This window comes from Acinetobacter lwoffii (assembly GCF_015602705.1).
GTDB classification, from domain to species: Bacteria; Pseudomonadota; Gammaproteobacteria; order Pseudomonadales; family Moraxellaceae; genus Acinetobacter; species Acinetobacter lwoffii_E.
On sequence record NZ_CP059081.1, the window covers coordinates 1,335,377 to 1,353,158 of the forward strand.

A 17,782-nucleotide genomic window follows, 5' to 3' on the forward strand; every position below is an offset into this window, starting at 1 on the left:
AATCAAACAAATAAAATAAATCTTTTAAATTCAAAGATGCGTCATAGAGTGACGCAAAATTATGATATTTCGGATGAACGGTTACAGTACTAATTGACTTGGTAAAGACTCTTAGCCAGAGCTGCACAGCTCATTCAATTACGACGAATGTGAATGTGGGGATATGTGTGAAGGCCCTTTGACAAAAAAGCTTAAAAAATTTGTGGCATCTTGTCTGCAATCTGGACTAGATTGGTAATTATAGTGCTGCCATTTGCGGTATTTGCCAGAAAGTCGGAAAGAAAGCTGGTCCTAACAATTGCTTCTTTCTGCGCCCCATCTGCTTTTTTCACATCCAAAAGCAAACTTTTAAGCTCTTCAATATTAGTATCATTAGGCAATCCCAGTTGATTAATTAAGGAGCCATCAACCTCCTGAACACCAAAAGCTTTATTTCCTTGAGCGGTATGATCATAGAAAACAACATCGCTGCTCTGATCAAAAGTTACCCCATTACGACCATTATCATTGGTTGTAGTGTTAATAAATCGCGCTTTGGAATTTTTCCCTAAACTCACACCATCAATACCATTGTTGGAGAAATCGCAGTTTATAAATTCAATAGTCATAATTTTCGCCTCATTAATAAGATCTATTAATATAACCCAAACCCCACCCAGATTCCTTCCTAAAAACCTCTCCATTCTTTATCGCGTGCTCTATGTAAAAGTAGGCCCATGTTTTCATTTTTAACTCTCACTCTTTTTATTTTAAAATGGATGATATAATCAGCCCTAACAAGTAGTTATTGCTTGTGGATAACTTTAATATTACGCCAGTTTTTCGCCAGTTATTTATAAGTATTTGTTTTCAGACAATAAAAAGCCCCATGGTTAGGGGCTAGTCGTATATAGGTCAAGCCCATATACTGTAAGAGGCTCATCTCAAACTGAGAGTATTAGAACACAGCAGCCTTTAAATAACCATCTAAATCTGATTTAAACAGTCAATTGCTGTTCAATCACCGGCCATAAATTCTGATGTGATTTCTTAAACATCAGCATATGACCAATGGCTTTATACGCATAACTTTTAGGTTTAAGTTCAATTATCTGGGTTTTTGCGTTTGGGTATAAACGCAGTAAATCTTTTACGTTGGCTTCCGTGGCAATTTCATCATCCGATGACCAAATCGAGGTAATCGGGCAGGTGATTTGAGCATGATAATCATGGGATGGTGCAATATTTTTACCAATCGCGTTGATTACATAACCCGGTTTACTACAGAACTGCGCCCATTCGCGAGCCACATCTTTAGGCAGGTTTTCACCCATGCCAATCGCTTGAGTCGGGCCATAACCTTTGGCGATGCGAGCCAGTGGGAAAATGACATTAAACATAACGGGCGCAAGTAATTTGGTTTTGCCTTTCAGTCCTTTTACATGTCCGGTAGAGCCAGAGACAGCCACCACTTTTGCGACTTTATCATAATTTGGCACAATACCTAAAAGCTGACCACCGGCACTATGTCCAAGTAGGATCACTTTTTCTGCATTGGTACGCGTTGATAAAGCATCAATCGCGGCCGGTATATCCAGTTGCCCCCATTGCACAATACTGGCTTTTGAATTTTTCAAATGGCCATGTAGTGAATCACCAATCCCGCGAAAATCAAAGACCATAACGGCATAGCCTTGAGCTTGTAACCACACACAAAACTGATGATAAAACTGTTTGGTAATGCCCGTTGCTGGACAGACTAATACTGGAAGTTTGTCAGTTTCAGAAATTGCTGCATAAAAACGTGCACTTAAGCGATAGCCATCTTGGCACTGGAGAGTCAATGTTTCAAATTCAGACATACGTTACACTATATTTTTTAGAATCCTGATGAAGCTTTTACTGTATAGATTTTTAGCAGGGTAGCTCGGGGAAAACATGACTTTAAAGTCAGTCAAATAATAAACATGGAATGATCTTATGCAGCTAATGGAACTTGAGCTGGCCGTTAAAATCGGCATTATTTTTAGTGGAATCTTCTTGTGGATCGGGATGTTCACCGGCGTTTGGAAATATTGGCAGATTCGTCAATCGCCTCAGTCACGTGCACATTATTATGTCGATATTGCCCATCGTAGCAGCCTGCTTTATGCACCTGCGACCTTAATTCTGGCAGTATTGGCCTATTGTTCAGTATTGCCGAGTATGGTGAATCTGATTTGCGTACTCATTAATATAATATTTTTCAGCTTCTCGATTGCCGCTTATATGTTGCATGGTTTCCTGCAAGATACGACGAATCAGTTTAAACAGCCGCATCAACTGGGTAAATTTCATTTGCCAGGAAGTTTAATGACTTTCGCCATGCTAGGTTTAATTGTCGCAGAATTGGGCGGGACAGGGATTTTGGTCTATGGAGCATTTGCGGGATTATTCTAATCTTCTTTTTATAGTTATTCTGAAAGGATGCTGGAATGTTTGAAAGTTAAAACACTTTTTTCACCAGATGGATGACTGGCCAAATCATCCATCTGGGCTAATTTAAAATTTGATTATCGGTATTTCTGGTCTATGGCAGCCCATAGGAAAAATGCAGCTGAGACAATCAGTGCATAGCCAAAGTATTCAAGTTTTAAATTACCTTGAATTAAGCAATGGACGGTTAAAGTCAGCATGAGTGCAAAAGTGGTGCATATAAATGTCACCAGATTGGTGTTGTTGGCTTTAAGAGCGTCAATGAAGACTTGCTTGTTGAAATGTAATGATAACATCTCCATCCCTCCCATTTATTCATATTATTGAAGATTAAAGCAGATTTAATCAGTCAGAATTGAATATATAGTTGTACTGTTTAATTTGGACCTTTGCAACTGCTGTGGCAGGCTTTTACAGTCAAAATGGTCATCTTTAGTCGTATAACTACATAATCACTTGATTAGGCAAGAATTATATTTTCAGATTTCACCTCCAGCTAATTTTGGAAATAAGATGTAGTCATTATTTGATTAATGCGACCAGATAGAAAATGCAAATTCTACGCCAAAGATATGTAGTGTTAATCAATACTTTGTAAGCCTGCGTATGACTCGGAGGGGGACTTGGTTTAAGTTGGCAACAATAGGTATCTAAAATCAGGAAATTAAAGTTTTGTTTATATTTATATAAAAAATAAAATAATTAAAGTGCAATTCTATACATCATATTTTATAGAAAATCTTAGTATCAAGATTTACAGCGGTGATTTGATGTCATTATTAAGAAACAATAAATGTCCGTTTGGGTAAAACCTGACAATTATTGATCACGCTCAAACCGGATTTTGGGTAAAAATACGATTTTTCAGACATCCTAGAAGTTTTAGTTTCTAATACGGTCAATCACAGCTGTAATCAGCAATACAATCATGGACGGGATAAACCAGGCCAGATTCTGATCTGATAGAGGTAAATTTTGCAGTAATGCAGGCAATTCAAAACCAGCGACTTTTAATCCATCAAAAATACCAAAGATCAAGGCCACCAGGGTCACTGGCGCAATCACATGAGATGGTTTCTTGAAGAAGTTTGCACAGAAGCTCAGCATAATGACGCTAATGGCAGGCGGATAAATCGCACTTAATACTGGAACCGAAACAGCGATCAGTTTGGTTAAACCCAGATTTGAAATCACCAGTGAGAAGCCCACCAGAATAAATACAAAGATCTTGTACGGAATTTTGGTCAAGCTGGAAAAATACTCAGCGCAGGCACAGGTCAGACCAATTGCAGTGACCATACAGGCAATAAAAATCATGCCGGACAGGAAGTAAGCACCCATATCGCCAAAAGCATGTTGTACATATGCATGCAGGATAATGGCACCATTGGCTGCATTTGGTGCAATCTCATGGCTACCTAGTCCAAGTTTAAACAGACTTAAATACACCAGAGTTAAACCAATACCAGAAATAATGCCGGCATTCACTGCATATTTGGTAATCAGTTTTTTATCGGTTACACCACGTGAAGTAATGGCTTTGACAATCACAATACCGAAAACTAAAGCGCCCAAAGTATCCATGGTTAAATAACCATTTACGAAGCCTTCAGTCACTGGACTGGTAACGTAATTATCGATCGCTGCAGGCGGATTGCTGGCAGGAATCATCACGGCTGCTACACCCAAAATGATCAAAGAAATAATTTTAAGTGGCGACAGGAAATAGCCGACGGTATCCAGAATCTTATTGGGATATAAGGACACGATGGTCACCACAGCAAAATAGATGATGCTGTAAATGAGCAGACTGCCAGATTCATTGCCAAAGTAAGATGAAAAACCGATTTCATAAGAAACGGTTGCGGTACGTGGCGTCGCAAATAAAGGGCCAACAGCTAAGTAACAGATTACAGTCAGCAAAATACTGGCTGCTTTGCCAAGAGGCGAGCTTAGTGCCTGAATGGAGCCTTCAACGCGAGACAACGCAATAATGGTGATCACGGGTAAGCCGACTGCTGTAATAAGGAAACCTAAAGCAGCGAGCCATACGTGTTCACCGGCTTGTTGAGCCACAATCGGTGGGAAGATAATGTTGCCCGCACCAATAAACAGTGCAAAGGTCATAAAACCTAGGGCGACAATATCCCGGGTACGCAGACTTGTCATAAAGGGAGATCAATAGAACAAAAGAAAGCGATTTTAGTGTATATGTCCAATTTTTTGGAGTTTATTTTAAGGCTGGAAGCCTTGATTCTAGTGAGTTTGCGAATCATATAACCAGTCATTCAAATCTTGGTAGAAATATATGTTTGATAAATCGCTGAAAAATATATTTTTCCTTATAAGCTCAATAAATATCTGCACTTGCTATCAAAATATGTCAGTTATTGTTTGTACAAATAAGCAGCAGTGAAAAGTCCTATTTCAAGGAAAATTGCTGTACTGAAACTCAACAACTGCGACATATTTCGCAAAAAAGGGATTATAATTCAGGGATTCATAGTGAGGATAGGTATATGCGCGCTCCAGCGATTAGTCTTAAAACTGAGCAAGATGTTGAAAAACTGCGGATATCTGGGCGTTTGGCTGCAGAAGTTTTAGCGATGATCGGGGAGCATGTCAAGCCAGGTGTCACGACTGAATATCTGGATGATCTCTGTCATGATTTTATTGTAAATACCTTAAAAGTGACGCCCGCCAATATTGGCTATTATGGCTATACCAAAACCACCTGTATTTCACCGAATGAAGTGGTTTGTCACGGCATTCCATCATCGAAAGTCGTTCTGCAGGATGGCGATATTATCAATATTGATGTTGCCATTATTAAAGACGGTTATTTTGGTGATACAAGCCGGATGTACTATGTTGGAACTCCTTCTCCAGAAGCCAAGCGACTGGTCAATACCACCTATGAAGCCATGGTGGCCGGGATTCATGCGGTGAAGCCGGGCGCGACTCTAGGTGATATCGGCTATGCGATTCAAACGGTCGCACAGCGTGAAGGCTATTCCATCGTGCGCGAATATTGCGGTCACGGCATCGGTAAGGTCTATCACGAGCAGCCAAACATTCTGCATTACGGTCAGCCAGGTCAGGGCATTAAACTGGTTCCAGGCATGGTGTTTACCATTGAGCCGATGGTGAATATGGGAAAAGCCCGCGTCAAAGAGCTGAAAGATGGCTGGACTGTAGTCACCACGGATAAATCCTGGTCGGCGCAATGGGAACATATGGTCTATGTCACCGAAACCGGGTTTGAAGTCTTGTCGCCTTGGCCTGAAGGCACAGGTGAGTATCCGGAAATTTAAAATATTGATTGAATGATCTTTATTCAGATAATCCACTTACATAAATTACAACTCACTCGTTCTTGCTGACGAAAATATACAAAACACTACATTAAACAGTGGTTTAGGATTTTATATCTGATTAAACTAAGAGTCAGATACATAGGTTCCCTTTTTTTCGCTCACTATGCTGTAGTGAAAGTTTCTCTAGCTCATTTTTCCCCAAGAATGAGCTATTTTTTTGTCTAGTTTTTCTCAAAAGTACTTCATTTAGCGCCGATTTAATTCAGCGACCAGATAATCAATAAAGACCCTTACTGCAGGTAATAAGCCGCGACGTGAAGGATAAACCACATGGAAAATACCATGCGGTGCTTTCCAGTCAGGAAGCACTCGAACCAGTTCACCACTTGCCACGTACTGCTCGACCACGTTATCTGGCAACAAAGTGACGCCTGAGCCTGACGCGGCCAGTTGTGCCAGCATATTTAAGTCAGAACCCATAACCGTTGGACTGACACGAATTTTTTTTTGTTCCTGCTGTTCATTTTGTAAGGTTAGAAACTGTTCGGTATGGTCTTCGGCCATACTCAGGATTTTATGTTCAGCCAGTTGCTCTGGGTTTTTTAGTTCACCAATTTCATTTAAATAACCCTGACTGGCGAATAAATGCTGCTCAATTTTTTCAAACTGGCGGATCACCAGATTTGGGTCATCATCCAGGCTGGAACGGACACGTAAGGCCAGATCAAAGCCTTCATTGATAATATCGACCCGTCGATTGGTGATCATCATCTGGACTTTAATTTCGGGATATTTTTTCAGGAAATTTGGCAGAATTTTTGCCAGTTCATTCTGGGCAATAGAGACTGGCAGACTGACTTTAATGGTTCCACGCGGTTCGGTACTCAGATGATCCACCAAATCATGCGCTGCCTGTGCAGCACTCAGCATCACCTGTGCATGCCGATAAATATTCATGCCGATATGGGTCACGGCAAAATGACGCGAACTGCGCTGAATCAGACGTACACCCAGACGCTCTTCCAGATTAAACACCCGGCGGCTGAGTTTGGATTTGGGAATATCGGTTGCGCGTTCGGCCGCACTAAAGCCGCCATGTTCCACTACCTGCGCGAAACAGTAAAAGTCATCCAGATCAGACAGCATGGTTTAATTCCATTCTTGCAACGATAAGCTGATTAAAAATTGATTGTTGCATACTGTCAATCAGAGAATGCAGCGCATAAAGATTTAATTCCCGGATTTCAGTAAGCCTAGCAGTGTTTGCATGCCATCGGTCGCGTTTTGGGGGATTTTGTAAAACTGCCCAGGCAAATGCTGCTGCTCGGCTTTCGGGTCGATGTAATAGGCCTGACAGCTTGCAGGAATCTCATGAATTAATCCGGCAACCGGATAAACCTGCAGGCTGGTACCAATGACCACAAAAATATCGGCATCCTGTACACAGTCTTGAGCTTCTTCATATGCGGGCACGGCTTCGCCAAACCAGACCACATGAGGACGCAGCGGATATCCTGCCTTGCAAAAGTGTTGATTTAAATCTAATTCAGAACCTTCAATTGGATAAAACTCGGTCGTGCTTTGTGCGTCGGGGCCTGAGCTTTTGGCCAGACGAATATTGCCATGTAAATGGATCACCTTGGAGCTGCCGGCACGTTCATGTAAGTCATCAATATTTTGGGTGATTACATGCACATCAAAGTTATCTTCAAGATCCGCAATCACTTGGTGGGCAGCATTTGGCTGTGCTTCTAGAATATTTTTACGGCGGGCGTTATAAAAGCGTTGTACCAGTTGCGGATTTTTAGCCCAAGCCTCAAGTGTAGCCACTTCTTCTATACGATACTGTTCCCAAAGTCCATCACTGTCGCGAAAAGTATTAATGCCACTTTCGGCGCTCATGCCTGCACCGGAAAAGACCACCAGCTTTTTCATTGTTCTATCTCCTGAATCTTTAGGCAGCTGAAGTGCTAGATTGTGAATTTTCTTTTAAGAAGATGCCAAGTTCTCGGGTAAATTTTAAGGGTTCAGTCAGTAAAGGTGTATGGCCGGATTTTCTGAAAATTATTTGTTTGGCATTAGGCAGGCTTTCTGCAATCAGGCGCTGACCTTCAAAAGGATACAACTTGGATTGTACGCCACTAAAGAAAGTCACTGGGCAGCTGAGCTGGGCTAGTGCCTTACGATAATCCTCACGATGATATAAATAATTGTTTATATACCACGCCATATAATCCACCCGGCTGGAAGGCAATAACAGACTTTGCAGTCGTGGTTGATTTAGGATGAATTCGAAAGCCTTCAGACTATATTTTTGTTCATTTTGTAGCTGAATAAACTTTAGCCATAGGGCGGCAATTTGTTTACGGACAGAAACGTCAAGATCGCGAATCAATTCAACTTGCTGATATTGTGCAAGTAGGGCAGAGAGCTGCTGCAGAATGTCGATAAATTCCTGATGACGTGGGCCAAAAAGACCAAAAGCCCAAGCATCATCGACTGGTATTTTGGGAGTCTGATCAATGTGCAAATAAGCTGTTATGTGTTTGGCAAAGTCCCCATAGTGCAGCCCATGCATGGTTGTCGTCGCGCCCATAGAGTAAGCAATCACAATGAATTTATCTAAATTGAGCTGTTGAATTACTGATTGAATATCCAGCCAGTGACTGGAAATTGCATCGAGATCTTGCGGAATTTTACAGCGACTGGAAGCCCCAAAGCCGCGCCATTCCGGAATAATGAAACGGAAATTTTTCTGATGCGGATAGAGAAAAGCTTTCCATTGCCAGCTCAGCATGCCAAGTCCCGAGAGTACCAGTACCGACTGTCCCTGACCGTATTCGCGTACAAATAGCTGTTCACCATCGGGCATGCGATAAAAGGGCATGTGTGTCTCCGTATTTACAGTTATTTTGCATCAAATTGTTTGAGTCGCGGAATAACCTGTTCCAGCCAGGAAATCCAACCCAGTTCCTGATCAATTCCCAGTTGCAGAATCATTTTATGAATATATAAGGTACGGTCAGTTTTGTCCGCTTGAGCAAAGTCTTTGGCAAAAATCTGCTGATAGGTTTTCAGTTTTTCTTTATGCAGTTCCAGATGGCGTTCCAGTTCTGCCAAGGTGTTATTGCCACCAAGTTGGGCTTCGGCACGCAGACGTACCATTAGTTCTTCGCGCAGTTGTGCCGGTGGGCTTTGTTGTAGCATCCAGTTGGCCAGTTCTTCCCGGCCCAGACGTTCCACTTGATAAGTCTTTTTGCGGCTATTGGAATCTTCCTCTTCTAGCGTGGAAATCCAGCCTTTTTGTAGCATGGCATTCAGCTCGCGATAAATCTGCTGATGAGTTGCATTCCAGAAGAAGCCCATGGAACGGTCAAAGCGGCGGGCCAGTTCGATTCCGGTGCTGGGTTTTTCAATCAGGCTGGTCAATAAAACATGCGCTAAAGACATAAACGTCTCAAAAAAGTGACTCGGGATTATTATGCAACATGTTGCATAAAAATCAATTCTGGCATATAAATTAGTGCAACAAGTTGCATTAAACTGGAAAGATTGAGGGATCAAACTGCCAGTTGCTAAAACAATAGCCAGCCTAAACGCATGCTCAGGAGTTGAAATGTCTAAATATCCGAATTTACTTGCCCCATTGAACTTGGGTTTTACCACACTTAAAAACCGCGTATTAATGGGTTCCATGCACGTTGGTCTTGAAGAAGCACCCGGCGGATATGATCGGATGGCAGCTTTCTATGCAGAGCGTGCCAAAGGTGGAGTCGCTTTAATCGTCACCGGCGGGATTTCTCCAAATGATGATGGGGTGACGTTTCATGGTGGTTCCAAACTTGACACTCTTGAAGAAGCTGAAAAGCATAAGGTAATTACCCAGGCCGTACATGAGGCGGGCGGGAAAATTGCCATGCAGATTTTGCATACCGGACGCTATTCTTATCAGGCTGAAAATGTCGCGCCATCCCCAATTCAGGCACCGATCAATCCAGTCAAACCGCATGCTTTAACTTCGGCTGAAGTACAACAAACCATTGATGATTTTGCCAATTGTGCCAAGCTGGCTCAATATGCCGGTTATGACGGTGTAGAAATCATGGGCTCGGAAGGCTATCTGATTAACGAGTTTATTGCAGCACGTACCAACCATCGTGATGATGAGTGGGGCGGAAGCTATGCAAACCGTATCCGTTTCCCGATTGAAATCGTACGCCGTACCCGTGAAATGGTCGGTGAGAACTTTATCATTATTTATCGCTTGTCTATGCTGGATCTGGTCGAAGGCGGTTCAACTCTGGAAGAAGTCATCCAGTTGGCCAAAGAAATTGAAAAAGCTGGTGCGACCATTATCAATACTGGCATTGGCTGGCATGAAGCGCGTATTCCGACCATTGCCACCAAAGTGCCACGTGCAGCCTTCACTTGGGTCACCCGTAAACTGAAAGGTCAGGTGAAGATTCCTTTAATCACTTCAAATCGTATCAATACTCCGGAAATGGCTGAATATGTATTGGCATCTGGTGATGCTGATATGATTTCTATGGCTCGCCCAATGCTGGCTGATTCGGAGTTTGTTCTGAAAGCGGAGCAGGGTCGTAGCGATGAGATCAATACCTGTATCGGTTGTAATCAGGCCTGTCTGGATCATATTTTCTCAATGAAAATTGCCACCTGTCTGGTCAATCCACGTGCCTGCTATGAAACAGAGCTCATTTTTAAAGAAACCAATGTGGCAAAAAATATTGCCGTGATTGGTGCAGGTCCTGCAGGTTTAAGTTTTGCTGTATATGCGGCAAATCGCGGTCATCAGGTGACGGTATTTGAAGCCGCTGCTCAGATTGGTGGGCAGTTTAATATTGCCAAGACCATTCCAGGCAAGGAAGAGTTTTATGAAACCTTGCGTTATTTCAAACGCCAGATTGAATTACAGCCACGTATTAAATTGCAGCTGAACCATAAGGCGAGTCTGGAAGAACTGGCTCAGTCAAACTTTGATGACATTGTGGTGGCAACAGGCGTGACACCGCGTCAGCTTGAGATTCCGGGCATTGCTCATGCAAAAGTACTGTCTTATCTGGATGTTCTGAAAGAGCGTAAGCCAGTGGGGCAGCGAGTTGCCATTATTGGTGCAGGCGGTATTGGTTTTGATACAGCCGAATTCCTGAGCCATGAAGGGGAAAGTGGCAGTATCAATCCGGAAAAATTCTATGATGAATGGGGTATTGATACTGACTATGAAAATGTCGGTGGCTTAAAAGCCGCAAATGTAGAAAAACCGCAACGTGAAATTTATTTATTGCAACGTAAAGCCGCTTCAGTCGGCGCGAGTCTGGGTAAAACCACAGGCTGGATTCATCGTACCGGTTTAAAACACCGTGACGTAAAAATGATTGCGGGCGCCAATTATGAAAAAATTGATGATCAGGGCTTACATATCGTCGTGAATGACAAACCTACAGTGCTGGAAGTCGATCATGTGATTATTTGCGCTGGTCAGGAGTCTTATACCGCCATGTTTGATGAGCTAAAAGCGGCGGGCAAAAATGTGCATCTGATTGGTGGAGCGAAAGAAGCGGGCGAATTGGACGCCAAACGTGCCATCCGTCAGGGTGCTGAATTGGCGGCGGTGATCTGAAAATTAAAATCTGCTTTTCCCCCTCTCCTTTATTAAAGGAGAGGGTTAGGGAGAGGATTTGTAAGAAAGAATCCCCCCTTGCGAAGCAGTACTTCTCACCTTTAATAAAAGGGGTAATTCTGTCAATTAAAAGAAAGAAGTATTTAAGCTTTTATTAAAAAATATCAAAAAAAGAAGGAATCCAAAATGACCATCGAAAATACAAAAAAATCCATTGCACGCTGGCATGAGATGCTAGAAACCCGTGATATGTCGATCTTGAATGAGCTGCTTGCTGAAGAAGTGGTATTTCGTTCACCCGTGGCGTTTCAGCCTTATCCTGGAAAACAGGTGGTATTTTTTATTTTGACCAATGTCATTCAAGTCTTTGAAAACTTCACTTATCACCGTGAATTTATAAGTGAAGATGGTAACAATGTCGTACTTGAGTTTTCTGCCAATGTGGGCGATAAAAAACTAAAGGGAGTTGACATGATTCAGTTTAATGAAGAGGGTCAGATGATTGATTTTGAAGTCATGATCCGACCTAAGTCCGGACTTGAAGCCTTGGCTGTACAGATGGGCCAGCGGATGCAATCATTCCAAGCTAAAACTTAATTCGAACTATTGATTCAAGTCGGCATGAAATTTGTAAATCACAGCTAGTACAACTAGAGGGGGATGACAGATGAAAATGTTGCTTAAAAAATTGGGTCAGCTTTCCAGTGAATATCTGGATCGTTTCAGCGGAGCAGACGAGCCGACCCTGTATTACAATCCGAATGGTGTATTTTCAGGACTCATTGAACGCTTACCACAGCTGCAACAAAAATATCGTCCTACACCTTGGTTAGCCAATGCACACGCACATATTCTGTATTTCGATTTAATTAAAAAACGTACCATTAAGCTGAAATATGATGCGCTTGAACAGCTTAAAATGTCAGATGGCGGCATTACCGGTATTGCCTGGTATGGACTGGATCTTCCTTCAAATACACCTACCATTGTTTTATTGCATACGATAACCGGTTCTCCTGAATCGATGCGTGAACTGGTTCGTGATCTGCATAAACATACCGGTTGGCGTGTGGCATTGTGTTTACGCCGTGGTCATGCAGACTTACCCATGCCTGTGCCTAAAATGAACCTGTTTGGTTCAACTCAGGATTTGCGTGAACAGCTCTTGTATATACAGGACAGATTTCCTCAGTCCGATCTCTATGGAGTCGGCTCTTCTGCGGGGACAGGATTGTTGGTGCGTTATCTGGGTGAAGAAGGTGAAAAAACCCCACTCAAAGCAGCTTTTGCTTTATGCCCTGGCTATAACACTGAAACCGGTTTTGCCAATGTGCATCCGTTTTACAGTAAAGTCATGGCCAAAAAACTGATTAAGCGCTTTATTCATCCTTATCAGGAAACCTGGCAGGTCTGCCCAAGCTGGAAGCAGTTATTAGAAGTTAAAGATCTGTCCGAATTTGAAAAACTCTATTTTGAACTGGCCGGATTTGCGGATTATGCAAGTTATACCCAGGCAACCAATCCGATTTATGTGTTTGAAAGTGTCAAAATCCCACTGATGATTTTAAATGCGGAGGATGATCCGGTTTGCCACATTCGGAATTTAGAACCCTATAAAGAAAAAATTCGGGCGATGTCCAATATTATGGTGATTACCACTAAAAAAGGCAGTCATTGCGGCTTTTATCAGGGCTTGATGCAAACCGAATCTTGGGCTACCCGACTAATGGCAGACTATTTGATTCACTTATCTCGTGCACCGGCAACAGTATCTGCTTAAAAAGTTCCAATAAAAAACCCAGCAGATGCTGGGTTTTTTGATGAATGATCCTGTAATCAGTCAAGTGCTGGCATCGCTGCGGCAATCGCGTCAGCAACCGCATCATCCTCAGACTTGTTTTCTGGGTTTGGATTGGTTTTAGGTGTAGTCTCGGCTGGCTTTGAGGCAGGTGCTTCGTTAGTTTCAGGCATTGGTGCCGGCTCAGTGGTTTCTGGCTTTTTGATTTCACGACGGATTTCAGTCGTGGTATTTTCAGTTTGCTCACGTTGAATTTCAACCGTTGGCGCTACTTCCTCTTCAATTGCCGCTGGCTCTACAGGTTCAAGCGGTTCAAATTGAGTTGGTTCTGGAGTCGAGATTTCAGATGCTGGAGTAACTTCTACTTGCTCTTCTTCTTGTGGTGCTTCTTTTTTTACACACGCAGTTAATGTCAGGCCAGTCAGGATTAGGGTGGAGATTAAAAGTTTCTTCATCATCATTGCATCAAACATAAAAGTGTGGAGGGGATACACTATTATAGCAGCAAAATGCAAGATAGAAATCATATGAACTTACTGTAATTTTTTATAGGAATTGCTGTTAGAATAGTCAATTGTTTATTGTTCTTTGAATTGATGCGGATTGACTTTGCTTTCTAGGTACAAGGTAAAGTAAAATTGCGCAACATTGCAGGCCGATTTAGGCTCGATTGTACGAGAAACCCAATGACCCATTTTATTTTCGTTACTGGTGGTGTAGTTTCATCACTAGGTAAAGGTATTTCAGCTGCTTCTGTTGCTGCACTTTTAGAAGCTCGTGGTTTAAAAGTGACCATGGTAAAAATGGATCCATACATTAATGTCGATCCAGGGACAATGAGCCCATTCCAGCATGGTGAAGTTTTTGTTACAGAAGATGGTGCTGAAACAGACTTAGACTTGGGTTACTACGAACGTTTCTTGCGTCGTGCGAAAATGACCAAACTGAATAACTTCACATCAGGCCGTGTTTATCAGGATGTTCTGAACAAAGAACGCCGTGGTGACTACCTGGGTGGTACTGTGCAAGTTATTCCACACATTACTGACAATATCAAAGAGCGTGTACTTCGTGCAGGCGAAGGTTATGACGTTGCGATCGTAGAGATCGGCGGTACTGTAGGTGACATTGAATCTCTCCCATTCATGGAATCTGTACGTCAGTTAATGGTTGAACTTGGTCATAAACGTACCATGTTAATGCACTTAACGTTACTCCCATACATTAAGTCTGCAGCAGAATTAAAAACCAAACCAACACAGCATTCTGTTAAAGAACTCCTGTCGATTGGTATTCAGCCAGACATTCTCATCTGCCGTACAGAATACGATGTAGATGCAGATACGACGCGTAAGATTGCATTATTTACCAACGTTGAAGCACGTGCCGTTGTGGTATGTAAAGACGCACGTTCGATCTACCAGATTCCACGTACATTCTACGAACAAAATGTTGATGATTTAATCTGTGAACGTTTTGGTTATAACGATCTTCCTGAAGCTGACTTAACAGATTGGGATAACGTTGTAGAAGCACTACTGAACCCTGAATACACCGTACGTGTTGCAATGGTTGGTAAATACGTTGAACTTCCAGATGCATACAAGTCTGTCAACGAAGCACTTCTGCATGCGGGTATTCAAAACCGTGTGAAAGTTCAGATTGACTACGTAAACGCTGAAGAGCTTGAAAGCCAAGATGTAGCAGAAGTATTGAAAGATGCTGATGCGATTCTGGTTCCTGGTGGTTTCGGTGAGCGCGGTACTGAAGGCAAAATGAAGGCGATTCAATTCGCACGTGAGAACGGTGTGCCGTTCCTCGGTATTTGCTTGGGTATGCAGTTGGCTGTGATCGAATACGCACGTAATGTTGCTGGTATTGCAGACGCGACTTCGACTGAATTTAACCGTTCAACCAAATCTCCATTAATTGGTTTAATTACTGAATGGTTAGATGAGCGTGGTGAAGTTCAGCAACGTTCTGCTGATTCTGATCTGGGTGGTACGATGCGTCTTGGCGCGCAAAAATCTGAACTGGTTGCAGGGACTAAAACTGCAGAAGTTTATGGTTCTGAAGAAATCATCGAGCGTCACCGTCACCGTTACGAGATGAACAACCGTTATATCCCAGTGCTGGAAGAAAAAGGCATGAAGATTTCGGGTTATTCTCCGGTACAGCATCTGGTAGAAACTGTTGAAATTCCTGCACATTCTTGGTTTATTGCAGTACAATTCCACCCGGAATTTACCAGCTCGCCACGTGATGGTCACCCGTTGTTTGCAGGTTTCATTGATGCTGCGAAAAAGCAGTACCAAAAAACCAAATAATCGGTGTGTAGGACACAACTAGGGAAGTTTAAATGTCGCAATTAAAACCACAAGAAATTGTACGTTTGGGCGATATACAAATGGCAAATCATTTGCCATTTGTATTATTCGGCGGAATGAATGTACTTGAATCTAAAGACCTGGCTTTTGAAATCGCAGAGACTTATGTCGATATCTGCACACGTTTGGGCATTCCTTATGTGTTCAAAGCCAGCTTTGATAAAGCCAACCGTTCAAGCCTGAACTCTTTCCGTGGCCCTGGCCTGGAAAAAGGTCTCGAGTGGTTAGCTGACATTAAAAAACACTTTAATGTGCCGATCATCACCGATGTGCATGAGCCGTACCAAGCGGCTCCTGTTGCAGAAGTGGCAGACATTATTCAATTGCCAGCTTTCTTAAGCCGTCAGACGGATCTTGTTGAAGCCATGGCAAAAACCGATGCCATCATCAACATCAAAAAAGCACAGTTCCTTGCTCCACATGAAATGCGTCATATTCTGCATAAGTGTCTGGAAGCTGGAAATGACAAGCTGATCATTTGTGAACGCGGTTCGGCATTTGGCTATAACAATCTGGTTGTAGACATGCTGGGCTTCGACATCATGAAAGAGATGAATGTCCCGGTGTTCTTTGATGTGACCCATGCCTTACAAACCCCAGGCGGCCGTGCAGATTCTGCCGGTGGTCGTCGTGCGCAAATTACAACGCTTGCGCGTGCAGGTATGGCAACGGGTCTTGCAGGTTTATTCCTGGAAGCACATCCAGATCCGGAAAAAGCCAAGTGTGATGGTCCATGTGCGCTGCGCATGTCTCAGCTTGAGCCTTTCCTGGCACAGCTAAAAGAATTGGATACCTTGGTTAAAGGTTTCGAAAAGTTAGATACACACTGAGTTTATCACTCTTGCGCTGCCGTATAGGCAGCTCATATTAATCAACTGAGGAATAGTTCATGAGCCAAATCGTTGACATTCGTGCACGTGAAATTTTGGACTCTCGTGGTAACCCTACCATCGAAGCAGACGTAATCTTAGCATCTGGCGTAGTTGGCCGTGCATGTGCACCATCTGGTGCTTCAACTGGTTCTCGTGAAGCTTTAGAACTTCGTGATGGCGATAAAGCGCGTTACTTAGGTAAAGGCGTTAAAACTGCGGTAAATAACGTAAATACGTTAATCCGTGACGCTTTGGTCGGTAAATCAGTATTCGAACAAAAAGACATCGATAACACGATGATCGCGCTTGACGGTACTGAAAACAAAGAAAAACTAGGTGCAAACGCAACTTTGGCAGTGTCTTTGGCTGCTGCTCGCGCTGCTGCTGAAGAAAAGAAAATTCCTCTTTTCCAATACATCGCAGATCTTCGCGGTCAAACGATTCTAACCATGCCTGTACCAATGATGAACATCATCAATGGTGGTTCACATGCAGACAACAACGTCGATATTCAAGAATTTATGATTGAGCCAGTAGGCTTCACTTCATTCTCTGAAGCGCTACGTGCCGGTGCTGAAATCTTCCATTCACTTAAATCAGTTTTAAACAAAAAAGGTTTAAACACTGCGGTAGGTGATGAAGGTGGTTTTGCGCCGAACTTACGTTCAAACGAAGAAGCAATCACAGTTATTCTTGAAGCAATTGGTCAAACTGGCTACAAAGCAGGTTCTGACATCATGCTTGCGCTTGACTGTGCATCTTCAGAATTCTACAAAAATGGTCAGTACATTCTTGCTGGCGAAGGCAACAAAGCGTTCACAAGCAACCAGTTCTCTGACTATTTGGCAGGTCTTGTAAACCAGTACCCAATTATCTCGATCGAAGATGGTCTGGACGAATCTGACTGGGAAGGCTGGTCTTACCTGACTTCTATTCTTGGCGACAAGATCCAGTTGGTTGGTGACGACTTGTTCGTAACGAACCCGAAAATTCTGCAACGTGGTATCAACGAAAAAGTGGGTAACTCGATTCTGATCAAATACAACCAGATCGGTACCTTGACTGAAACTTTAGATGCCATCTACCTTGCGAAAGAGAATGGTTACTCTACTGTAATTTCACACCGTTCAGGTGAAACGGAAGATTCAACGATTGCTGATCTTGCAGTAGGTACAGCAGCGGGTCAAATCAAGACGGGTTCACTTTGCCGTTCTGACCGTGTAGCGAAATATAATCAATTACTTCGTATTGAAGAATTGACTAATGCTGCATATCGCGGTAAAGCTGAGTTCAAAGGTTTGAACTAAGCGACT

At 42.8% G+C, this 17,782-nt stretch carries 17 protein-coding genes; 8 read left to right on the forward strand and 9 right to left on the reverse strand.

All coding sequences use genetic code 11. The features are described from left to right. Positions 1–191: 191 nt before the first annotated feature. Together H0S56_RS06510 and H0S56_RS06515 are read right to left on the reverse strand one after the other, a co-directional pair. Positions 192–608 carry a right-handed parallel beta-helix repeat-containing protein gene (locus tag H0S56_RS06510; RefSeq protein WP_195725963.1) on the reverse strand — a complete coding sequence of 139 codons (417 nt, stop codon included), beginning with the start codon at positions 606–608 and terminating at the stop codon, positions 192–194. Between the two features lie 369 nt (positions 609–977). After that, entirely contained in the window at positions 978–1,841 is an 864-nt protein-coding gene (locus tag H0S56_RS06515; RefSeq protein ID WP_195725964.1) for an alpha/beta hydrolase family protein, read from the reverse strand. A gap of 118 nt (positions 1,842–1,959) precedes the next feature. On the opposite strand from H0S56_RS06515, the gene H0S56_RS06520 reads away from it, so the two are divergent. After that, entirely contained in the window at positions 1,960–2,418 is a 459-nt protein-coding gene (locus tag H0S56_RS06520) for a hypothetical protein (RefSeq protein WP_195725965.1), read from the forward strand. Between the two features lie 113 nt (positions 2,419–2,531). On the opposite strand, the gene H0S56_RS06525 is transcribed toward H0S56_RS06520, so the two are convergent. Both H0S56_RS06525 and brnQ read right to left on the reverse strand, forming a co-directional pair. After that, entirely contained in the window at positions 2,532–2,750 is a 219-nt protein-coding gene (locus H0S56_RS06525; protein WP_004645284.1) for a hypothetical protein, read from the reverse strand. 586 nt (positions 2,751–3,336) lie between these two features. After that, entirely contained in the window at positions 3,337–4,623 is a 1,287-nt protein-coding gene (gene brnQ, locus H0S56_RS06530) for a branched-chain amino acid transport system II carrier protein (protein ID WP_148334894.1), read from the reverse strand. 350 nt (positions 4,624–4,973) lie between these two features. Here brnQ and map point away from each other — a divergent pair, with 350 nt between their 5' ends. After that, positions 4,974–5,768, forward strand: coding sequence for a type I methionyl aminopeptidase (map, locus tag H0S56_RS06535; RefSeq protein ID WP_004645281.1), 795 nt, complete (start codon positions 4,974–4,976; stop codon positions 5,766–5,768). A 249-nt stretch (positions 5,769–6,017) separates the two neighbouring features. Here map and H0S56_RS06540 read toward each other — a convergent pair whose 3' ends face one another. From H0S56_RS06540 to H0S56_RS06555, 4 genes are all read right to left on the reverse strand, one after another. Continuing rightward, positions 6,018–6,917 (reverse strand): LysR substrate-binding domain-containing protein, encoded by a 900-nt coding sequence (locus tag H0S56_RS06540; protein ID WP_195725966.1) that lies wholly within the window; start codon positions 6,915–6,917, stop codon positions 6,018–6,020. Positions 6,918–7,001: 84 nt separating this feature from the next. After that, positions 7,002–7,706 carry an SIR2 family NAD-dependent protein deacylase gene (locus H0S56_RS06545; RefSeq protein WP_195725967.1) on the reverse strand — a complete coding sequence of 235 codons (705 nt, stop codon included), beginning with the start codon at positions 7,704–7,706 and terminating at the stop codon, positions 7,002–7,004. Positions 7,707–7,725: 19 nt separating this feature from the next. After that, positions 7,726–8,658 carry an alpha/beta fold hydrolase gene (locus H0S56_RS06550; protein WP_085064890.1) on the reverse strand — a complete coding sequence of 311 codons (933 nt, stop codon included), beginning with the start codon at positions 8,656–8,658 and terminating at the stop codon, positions 7,726–7,728. 20 nt (positions 8,659–8,678) lie between these two features. After that, positions 8,679–9,221 (reverse strand): PadR family transcriptional regulator, encoded by a 543-nt coding sequence (locus tag H0S56_RS06555; protein WP_195725968.1) that lies wholly within the window; start codon positions 9,219–9,221, stop codon positions 8,679–8,681. 166 nt (positions 9,222–9,387) lie between these two features. Here H0S56_RS06555 and H0S56_RS06560 point away from each other — a divergent pair, with 166 nt between their 5' ends. The 3 genes from H0S56_RS06560 (at position 9,388) to H0S56_RS06570 (ending at position 13,192) form a co-directional block, all read left to right on the forward strand. Further along, positions 9,388–11,412, forward strand: coding sequence for an NADPH-dependent 2,4-dienoyl-CoA reductase (locus H0S56_RS06560; protein WP_195725969.1), 2,025 nt, complete (start codon positions 9,388–9,390; stop codon positions 11,410–11,412). Between the two features lie 186 nt (positions 11,413–11,598). Beyond that, positions 11,599–12,009 carry a nuclear transport factor 2 family protein gene (locus H0S56_RS06565; protein ID WP_195725970.1) on the forward strand — a complete coding sequence of 137 codons (411 nt, stop codon included), beginning with the start codon at positions 11,599–11,601 and terminating at the stop codon, positions 12,007–12,009. Between the two features lie 70 nt (positions 12,010–12,079). Continuing rightward, positions 12,080–13,192 (forward strand): YheT family hydrolase, encoded by a 1,113-nt coding sequence (locus tag H0S56_RS06570; RefSeq protein ID WP_195725971.1) that lies wholly within the window; start codon positions 12,080–12,082, stop codon positions 13,190–13,192. Between the two features lie 56 nt (positions 13,193–13,248). Here the strand turns inward: H0S56_RS06570 and H0S56_RS06575 are convergent, their stop codons facing one another. Next, positions 13,249–13,668, reverse strand: coding sequence for a hypothetical protein (locus tag H0S56_RS06575; protein WP_227554938.1), 420 nt, complete (start codon positions 13,666–13,668; stop codon positions 13,249–13,251). A 228-nt stretch (positions 13,669–13,896) separates the two neighbouring features. Here H0S56_RS06575 and H0S56_RS06580 point away from each other — a divergent pair, with 228 nt between their 5' ends. The 3 genes from H0S56_RS06580 to eno are packed head-to-tail and all read left to right on the forward strand — an operon-like array spanning position 13,897 to position 17,776. Next, positions 13,897–15,537 carry a CTP synthase gene (locus H0S56_RS06580; RefSeq protein WP_195725973.1) on the forward strand — a complete coding sequence of 547 codons (1,641 nt, stop codon included), beginning with the start codon at positions 13,897–13,899 and terminating at the stop codon, positions 15,535–15,537. A gap of 32 nt (positions 15,538–15,569) precedes the next feature. Then, positions 15,570–16,427 (forward strand): 3-deoxy-8-phosphooctulonate synthase, encoded by an 858-nt coding sequence (kdsA, locus tag H0S56_RS06585; RefSeq protein ID WP_004278721.1) that lies wholly within the window; start codon positions 15,570–15,572, stop codon positions 16,425–16,427. Positions 16,428–16,486: 59 nt separating this feature from the next. Further along, on the forward strand, positions 16,487–17,776 hold the full coding sequence (eno, locus tag H0S56_RS06590) for a phosphopyruvate hydratase (protein ID WP_004278719.1): 1,290 nt from the start codon (positions 16,487–16,489) through the stop codon (positions 17,774–17,776). The last annotated feature ends 6 nt before the right edge of the window (positions 17,777–17,782 follow it).